Source organism: Mesorhizobium sp. (assembly GCF_005063415.1).
Taxonomy (GTDB): Bacteria; Pseudomonadota; Alphaproteobacteria; order Rhizobiales; family Rhizobiaceae; genus Mesorhizobium.
The window spans coordinates 1-4,796 of sequence record NZ_SUEG01000238.1; the positions used below are offsets into that span (position 1 = coordinate 1).

General features: G+C 63.5%; 6 protein-coding genes and 1 pseudogene. 3 read left to right on the forward strand and 4 right to left on the reverse strand.

Going from position 1 to position 4,796, the window contains the following annotated elements:
* A pseudogene (locus E5W70_RS30775) lies at positions 1 to 569 on the forward strand (hypothetical protein); the annotation flags it as partial.
* A gap of 163 nt (positions 570 to 732) precedes the next feature.
* Here E5W70_RS30775 and clpS read toward each other — a convergent pair.
* From clpS to E5W70_RS30790, 3 genes are all read right to left on the reverse strand, one after another.
* Positions 733 to 1,038 carry an ATP-dependent Clp protease adapter ClpS gene (gene clpS / locus E5W70_RS30780; RefSeq protein WP_023719223.1) on the reverse strand — a complete coding sequence of 102 codons (306 nt, stop codon included), beginning with the start codon at positions 1,036 to 1,038 and terminating at the stop codon, positions 733 to 735.
* Positions 1,039 to 1,295: 257 nt separating this feature from the next.
* Positions 1,296 to 1,511, reverse strand: coding sequence for a hypothetical protein (locus E5W70_RS30785; RefSeq protein ID WP_292665025.1), 216 nt, complete (start codon positions 1,509 to 1,511; stop codon positions 1,296 to 1,298).
* 36 nt (positions 1,512 to 1,547) lie between these two features.
* A complete protein-coding gene (locus E5W70_RS30790; RefSeq protein ID WP_292665026.1) occupies positions 1,548 to 1,892 on the reverse strand; it encodes a hypothetical protein in 345 nt (114 codons plus the stop codon).
* A gap of 237 nt (positions 1,893 to 2,129) precedes the next feature.
* On the opposite strand from E5W70_RS30790, the gene E5W70_RS30795 reads away from it, so the two are divergent.
* Positions 2,130 to 2,846 carry a response regulator transcription factor gene (locus tag E5W70_RS30795; protein WP_292665027.1) on the forward strand — a complete coding sequence of 239 codons (717 nt, stop codon included), beginning with the start codon at positions 2,130 to 2,132 and terminating at the stop codon, positions 2,844 to 2,846.
* Positions 2,843 to 4,252, forward strand: coding sequence for an ATP-binding protein (locus E5W70_RS30800; RefSeq protein WP_292665028.1), 1,410 nt, complete (start codon positions 2,843 to 2,845; stop codon positions 4,250 to 4,252). The genes E5W70_RS30795 and E5W70_RS30800 overlap by 4 nt, the downstream gene beginning before the upstream one ends.
* Positions 4,253 to 4,310: 58 nt before the next feature.
* On the opposite strand, the gene E5W70_RS30805 is transcribed toward E5W70_RS30800, so the two are convergent.
* The coding region (locus E5W70_RS30805; RefSeq protein ID WP_366509765.1) for a CBS domain-containing protein at positions 4,311 to 4,796 on the reverse strand (486 nt) is incomplete at its 5' end.

Consider the following 4,796-nt stretch of genomic DNA (forward strand, 5'->3'; position numbering starts at 1 on the left):
GGCTGATGAAGGAGCCCGAACTCGAGGAGGAGCGGCTGACCGCCGACGGCCGCGGCATGGTGCTGGAGATCCGCCGCCAGACGATGAGTGACGATCCCGGTCCGGCGCAAGTCATCACGCCATCCGGCAAGGCACTGATCGTCAGGCTCGAGAAATCCGAACCAGGTGTCTTCCTCGGCAGCGTCGAGACCAGCGAAATCGGTCTCTATCAGGTCGGCAACGGGGACCTGACTGCATTGGCCCATGTCGGACCGGTCAACGCGCCGGAATTCACCGACGTCGTCTCCACCGAGAACCGGCTGAAACCACCGGCTGAGGCAACCGGCGGCAGCGTTCGCCGGCTGGCGCCGGCCTCGACACTTGGCACTCTCACCAGCACGGTCACGCTACCCTCGATCGTTCCGGTCCGTTCCTCGGGCGCTGCCTCCGGCAACGACTGGATCGGGCTGCGCACCACCGACGACAGCGTGCTCAAGGCCGTCTCGCGCGTGCCGCTGTTCGGCGGCTTCCTCGGCCTCGGCCTGCTGCTTCTGGCGATGGGCTCGATGTGGTACCGCGAAGGGCGGTAGTTCCCTTCTCCCCGTCTCATACAGGGAGAAGGTGCCGCAGGCGAATGAGGGGCGGCGCCGGCGCTGTGAAACTTTCTTCAGACATTGCGCTGCCCCTCACCCTGCTCCGCCCGGCAAGCCGGGCTTCCCTTCTCTCTCCCCGTAAACGGGGCGAGGAGGAGCCCTACTCCTCCGGCTCCGTGGTGAACATCAAGGGGTAGCCCTTGGCCTTGCCGGCATCGGTCGCTCGCGCCGCCTTGGTCTCGGCGACATCTCTGGTGAAGACAGCAACGACGCAGACGCCGCGCCGGTGCGCGGTGATCATAACCCTATGCGCCTGGTCTTCGCTGAGCTTGAACTCGGCCTTCAGCACCGTCACGACGAACTCGCGCGGCGTGAAATCGTCATTGACCAGGATGACCTTGTAGAGCTTCGGCCGTTCGACCTTCGGCTTCGTGCTGGTACGGGGTTTTGTCGTGATTTCAGGCATTGGACCGGCAATTGCGTACGACAGCTTTGCGGTCATTTTGACATGGGCAAAAGCGGTCGTCCATTCAACCGCTCGCGATAGGCTTCCCGGCGAGCGCAGTTCACAAATCCGTGCCTATGTGGGAACTGCCGGCTGGCGTTCAACTGGCGGTGTGGGCCGGGACCGGCCGTACTGTCTGCACGCCAACAAAAGATGACCGCTCCAGGCAAAATCGCAACTGGAGCGGTCTTCTCATAGGGTAAAAAGATGTCGCCTGATCAGGCCTTCGGAGCTGCCTTGACCACGTGCTTCTTGTGCTTCTTGACGGTCTTCTTGGCAGCGACCTTCTTCACGGCCTTGGCTGGCGCAGCGGTCGTCGTTGTCGTCGCAGCCGGGGTGGTGGTCGCGGCATTGGCGCTGCTGGCGCCGAGAACCGGCATCGAGAAGGCCAGCGCGATGGCGAGACCGAGGGCGGAGAGGAGGGACTTTTTCATGGCTTCACTTCCTTTTTGTGCAGATCGGGTTGAGTGTCACTGAACGGGATCGATCGGTGTCACTCCAAGCAGCTTCAAAGCGTTCGCGAGCATCCGGATTCCCTGTGCCTGTTTCTTGTTGGCGCAGAACCGGTTTCCCTTTCTTTGAAGTGCTTTCGCCGCGGTGACCTGCGTTGCCGCGGCATGGGTTTCGAGGGCTTCGTCAAACTGGCGGTTCAGATCGATGCAACGCTCGCTGCGGGTGGTCGCCACCTTTGCATCGGCCGCCTTTGCATTGGCCACCTTCGCATCGGCCAGTTTTGCATCGGCTTGTTCAACCGCGGCCGTGACGAGCGAAATGGAAAGCAACGCACCCATCAGACTGATCGAGAACCTTTGCATTGGTCTGTCCGTAATCCCGTAACGCGTGTCGCAGCCGATGACCTGACCGCCACGGCACCACTTATGCCTTTGATTTTTTTCGGCAGTTTTTCCGGATTGTAGAATTTTGTTTCTGGATTGTTTCTGGGCAGCCCGGATCGGGCCGCCGATCTCGACTGGCCAACTTATGGCCTGAATTCTATCGTCTGGGTGACGGCCGAAGCACGGCTTGGGCGATCCACAAATGTCAGGTTCCCTGTGAAATCCGACCCCCACATACTGATCGTCGACGACGACAAGGGCATTCGCGACCTGCTTCAGGAATTTTTCCAGAAGCGAGGGCTGCATACATCGGTCGCCGCCGACGGCACCGAGATGGAGACTGTGCTGCGCCGCGCCCAGGTCGACCTGATCGTTCTGGACGTCATGCTGCCCGGCAGGAGCGGTCTGGAGCTCTGCCGCGAGTTGCGCGCCAATTATTCGACACCGATCATCATGCTGACCGCGGTCACCGAGACCACCGACCGCGTCGTCGGCCTGGAGATGGGCGCCGACGACTACGTGCCGAAACCCTTCGATCCGCGCGAGCTGCTCGCACGCATCCGTGCTGTCTTGAGGCGCAATGGCGCCGCCGAACCGCGACGCGCCGCCTCGCGGCAGATCTACCATTTCGCCGGCTGGACGATGGACTGTTCGCGCCGCCGGCTGATGGCGCCAGGCGACGTCAGGATCGAGCTGACGGTGGCCGAATTCAATCTCCTGCAGACCTTCGTCAAGAGCGCGCAACGCGTACTGAGCCGCGAGCAGCTCATCGAGCTTTCCGGCGGCGACAGCGGCTATAGCTTCGACCGCAGCGTCGACATTCTGGTCAGCCGGCTGCGGCGCAAGATGGAGGATGACCCGAAAACGCCGAAACTGATCCTGACCGTGCGCAGCGGCGGCTATCAGTTTCTGCCTGAGACGACCTCCGAATGAGACGCATCCTGCCGCAAACGCTGCCGGTCTGGGTGCTGCTCATCGTCATCGCCGGCCTGTTGATCAGCCAGATCGCGACCCTCTACATCGTTTCGCACGACCGTGCCGCCGCCAATGACGTCGTCGATCTCTACCGGCTCAACGACCGCGCCTTCTCGCTGGTACAGCTGATGCATGACGCCACCCCCGAACAGCGCAAGGCGACGGCCTCCGGCCTGTTCAACGCCACTTATGCGCTCACCGTTTCCAACACGCCCGCGGTTACTTCCTCGATAGCCGGCGACGACGAACTGGCCGAATTGGAGGACATACTGGTCGGCCGGTTATCGAAGTTCGGCATCACCGACGCGCGGGTCCGCCGCGACCCGGCAACGCACGAAGCCGACGCTCCCGGTGGGACGGTCGCCGGTCCCGATATCGGCCAGGTCGAGCGCGACCTGCTGGTGCTGGCGGCCGATTTCGCGCAGAGCGACAAGCTGACGGCCTCGCTTCGCTTTGCCGACGGCCAATGGCTGAACTTCACCGAACCGAACACACCGGCCGGGCCGATACTGAGCTTCGAGAGCCTGCCGCTCTATGCCTTGATCGCCGGGCTGGTGGTGGCTTCCTCGATCTGGTCGCTGCGGCGGCTGACGGCGCCCTACCGGATGATGGAGACCGCGGTGAAGCGGATCGGCGAGGACCTGAAGAGCCCGCCGATCGCCGAGAGCGGTAGCCGCGAGGTGCGCACCGCGGCAAAGGCGGTCAATGCCATGCAGGCAAGGCTGCGCGCCTATGTCGAGGACCGTGAGCATCTTGCGGCCGCACTGGCGCACGACCTGCGCACGCCGCTGACCAGGATGCGGCTGCGCCTCGAATTGCTCAGGAATTCCATCGTCCGCACCGCGCTGGCGCACGACCTCGCCGACATCGAAGGCATTGCCAGCTCGGTCATCGACTTCGCCACCTTCGAAGTGACAGAGGAAAAGAGCGAGAGGATCGATTTCTGGTCGCTGGTGGAATCGATCGCAGACGGCTTCGAGGAGGTCTCCTTCGACAATGAGTACACGCGCTCGCGCGGCCTGATCTGCGTCGCGCGGCCGGTCGCGCTACGGCGCTGCGTCACCAACCTCGTCCAGAATGCTGTGACCTATGGCAAGAAGGCGCATCTCAGCCTGCGTCAATCGGACAGGATCATCACGCTGGCGATCCGCGACGAGGGTCCGGGCATACCGCAGGCCGAGCTCGACGCCGTGTTCGGCTCGTTCGTGCGCCTGGAACAGTCGCGCAACCGCCAGACCGGCGGCCTCGGCCTCGGCCTGACCATCGCCCGCAACATCGCCCGTAGCGCCGGCGGCGAAGTCAGCCTGTCCAACCATCCCGATGGCGGCCTGTTGACGGAGTTGCGCCTGCCGCTGGCGGTTTAGCTTGCGGTATCGGGCTAAGCCGGCGTTTGGTCCTTGGTTCTCTTCCCAAGGATAAAAACTATCTTCGCAACACCGCGCTCAGCACATCCCTGACGCCGATAGCGCCGACGAAGCGCGACTGGTCGTCGAACAGCGCCACCGGTGCGGTCTGCGAGCGATGCATGGCCAGCATCACGGTCTTCAGCGAGGTGCCGGGATTGGCCCAGAACACCTGCGCAGTCTCCTCCGGCTGGGCTTCGACATCGGCGCAGGACACCCATACCGCCGGCTTGCCGTCGCGCTCGGCCGCCGCCACCAGCCCACGCTCGTCGATCTTGAAGCGCGTCGTCTTGCGCCGATCGAGCCACACCCAGCCGTTCTCGCCGTGCTCGAGGTCGCGGCGGTCGCGCATGACGTTCCACGCGGTCAGCACCGAGAGCGGGTTCACATTGGCGATGAAGTCGCGGACATAGTCGTTGGCGGGCCGCAGCACGATGTCCTCCGGCGCGCCGGTCTGCACGATGCGCCCACCTTCCATGATGGTGATATGGGTGCCGATCTTCAG